At 57.0% G+C, this 2,660-nt stretch carries 2 protein-coding genes and 1 pseudogene; all 3 read right to left on the bottom strand.

Features of this window, described 5'->3' with window-relative positions; genetic code table 11:
* Positions 1 to 1,182: pseudogene (locus DL240_RS19480) on the bottom strand (RHS repeat-associated core domain-containing protein); the annotation flags it as partial.
* 24 nt (positions 1,183 to 1,206) lie between these two features.
* Positions 1,207 to 1,491: a hypothetical protein gene (locus DL240_RS19840; protein WP_146618442.1), complete on the bottom strand. Its 285-nt coding sequence runs from the start codon at positions 1,489 to 1,491 to the stop codon at positions 1,207 to 1,209.
* An 11-nt stretch (positions 1,492 to 1,502) separates the two neighbouring features.
* Positions 1,503 to 2,660 (bottom strand): RHS repeat domain-containing protein (locus DL240_RS19475; RefSeq protein WP_146618441.1); only part of this gene is annotated, 1,158 nt, incomplete at its 5' end.

The raw sequence follows: 2,660 nt of genomic DNA, 5'->3' as shown, positions 1-2,660 counted from the left end.
CTCCTCCCCCTCCATCCCCCCCGGATCCACCAACCGCACCGGATTCCCCCGCACATACGCATACACATTCACCCCATCCACCATCCCCGCCGGATCCGGCGCTGTCCAGCGGCAGAGCCACGGCGAGTAGTAGCGCGCGCCGTGGTAGTAGAGGCCGGATTCTTCGTCGCGCTCTTTGCCCGTAAAACGATAACGCTTCTTCGCATACGACCCGAACGACGACTCCCCATAAGGCCGATACTCCTCCCGGCTGATTAGCCCGCCCGTCTCGCTGACCACCACGCTCGACGAGCCCAGGTGGTCGCCCAGCTCATAGCGCACCGCCGGCTTCTGCGCGTTGAATATATCCGGCCCCACTCGCCGACTCGCCACCCGCGAGGCATCGTCCATTACGTGCAGCTCATTGGCCTGCGCCGGCGCCGAGGTTCCATCGAGGATCTGATGGTGCTCAAAGATCCCGTCCACATACACCGTCGCATGCGCCACCCCGCCGCGAATCGAGACTTTTTGCACACGCTGCCCGGTCCCATCATACCCGTACGCCCCGTAGCTCGACGCCGGACTCCCCGCCGCCTGCACCCGAAACGCCCGCAACCGCCCGGCGTGGTCCCACTCGTAGTGACGCTCGCTATTCTCCTGCACCAGGTTCCCCCCCCCGTCGTAGGTATACCCCCGCGACTCGCCGCCCAGCCCCATCGCGACCAGGCGGTTGGAGGCCGCATCCATCTGATAGGTCCGCTTCCACTGCGCCACCCCGCTAGTTGCCGCGAGCGCGTACTCGTGCCGCTTCTCCACCAGCCCGCCGGTCTTGTCATAACTATAATGCTCGATATACGGCCGCGTCTCCTCCACACTCGACCCACCCGGAACCTGATTCCCCCAGAATATCGGCTCCACCCCCTTGCGCTCTCGCCCCGTCGCCCGCGTCAACCGGTAGAGCGCGTCATACTCAAAACGCCGCAGCAGCGAGTCCGCCGAAAAGCTCCCCCACGTCGCCTCACCAAGATACGCAAAGTCCCCGGGCTCAATGCCCAGCTCCGTCCCCCGACTCTCAATCGCTTGGATGTTGCCCACCCCGTCGTAGGCGTAACGCAGGTCCTGCAGCTTGCCCCCCAGGGAGCTGTACGTCCGCGTGTCCCCGCTGACGCTGCGCTGAAACATTTCAGCCCTCAACCGCCGAAGCCGAAAGCTCTTCTCATCTTATTTTCATCGTTCATCTTCACACAACTTAGAAAGCGCATCTTCCACTGCCCTAAGTACAGTCGCTTCGTCGACATAGTTTGGAATCTGGGCCCGTTCTTCAGGAAACGGACTATACCAAACAACAACGTCAAAAACCTCCTCAAAAACTTTACACTCAAGCGTGGACAAATTATCAGTTTCCAATTCAAAATTCCAAAAATTTTCGTATTGTCCTCGGAAGCGCTCAACTGAAATATTCTCAGACAAAACAGCTTCCATCAAGTTGATCAAGTTCTTTTCATTTCCCATAAAAACTCTCTCTATCGTTGCCTTCGGAACAGAACATGTCGAATTTGACCGGAGGGCTCATGAACCAACACTTCTAAAGTCCCAGAGTGATTTCTATGAGATGCCGGGATATAATACATAAAATGATCCGCCGACTTTTTAGGGTCTATTTCTCGTCGACCAGTCCCAATCGCAGTCAACATAGCTTCATTTGTGATAAAGGAACGGCTTCCTCCAGGTTCAAACTGGCTCTGTATCGTCTGACTCATATTGAGCAAACCATCATCTTGAATCACTCGCTCTAAAACCTGCTCTCTCTCCGGTGAACTGGCAAATTGACGTGCATATTCTCTCGAACTCTCTACCGACTTTTCCCGCCGTACATTCGATCTAATCGAATTTGTGGGTACTCCTCCTGCGCCACGTGAACCACCACCACGAATACCAATAGGAAAAAATATTGATAAAGCATCACCAAGCTCTTCCTCTGGAGTTTCCGGCTCACGAACTCTACTCTCTGGCGTTTCATGATGGCCAGGATTGCCAAGGGTTCCGTGCCATGCTTCCTCTAAACTACGTAAACCGCCTAAGCCAAGCCCTACACCAACTTCAAAGAGAGAATTGCCCAGATCCACGATATCGGGTTCTCGGCTCGATACTTCTCCACTCCGTGCGCGAAACTCATCCTGTTCGATGTCGCGCTGTACCTGATCCGCCGCAACATTCGGGACATCCAAACCCCTATAACCGGCGTTTGGATATCCTTTGCCGTCTCTTGCGCGTATGGCGAGATCAACATCCGACCCTTCTACTGGAAGACAAGTAGATTGGCTCTCCTCCCCCTCCATCCCCCCCGGATCCACCAACCGCACCGGATTCCCCCGCACATACGCATACACATTCACCCCATCCACCATCCCCGCCGGATCCGGCGCTGTCCAGCGGCAGAGCCACGGCGAGTAGTAGCGCGCGCCGTGGTAGTAGAGGCCGGATTCTTCGTCGCGCTCTTTGCCCGTAAAACGATAACGCTTCTTCGCATACGACCCGAACGACGACTCCCCATAAGGCCGATACTCCTCCCGGCTGATTAGCCCGCCCGTCTCGCTGACCACCACGCTCGACGAGCCCAGGTGGTCGCCCAGCTCATAGCGCACCGCCGGCTTCTGCGCGTTGAATATATCCGGCCCCAC

Source organism: Lujinxingia litoralis (assembly GCF_003260125.1).
GTDB classification, from domain to species: Bacteria; Myxococcota_A; Bradymonadia; order Bradymonadales; family Bradymonadaceae; genus Lujinxingia; species Lujinxingia litoralis.
Note: the sequence above shows the minus strand (reverse complement) of the source record. Positions and strands in the feature narration are given on the sequence as shown.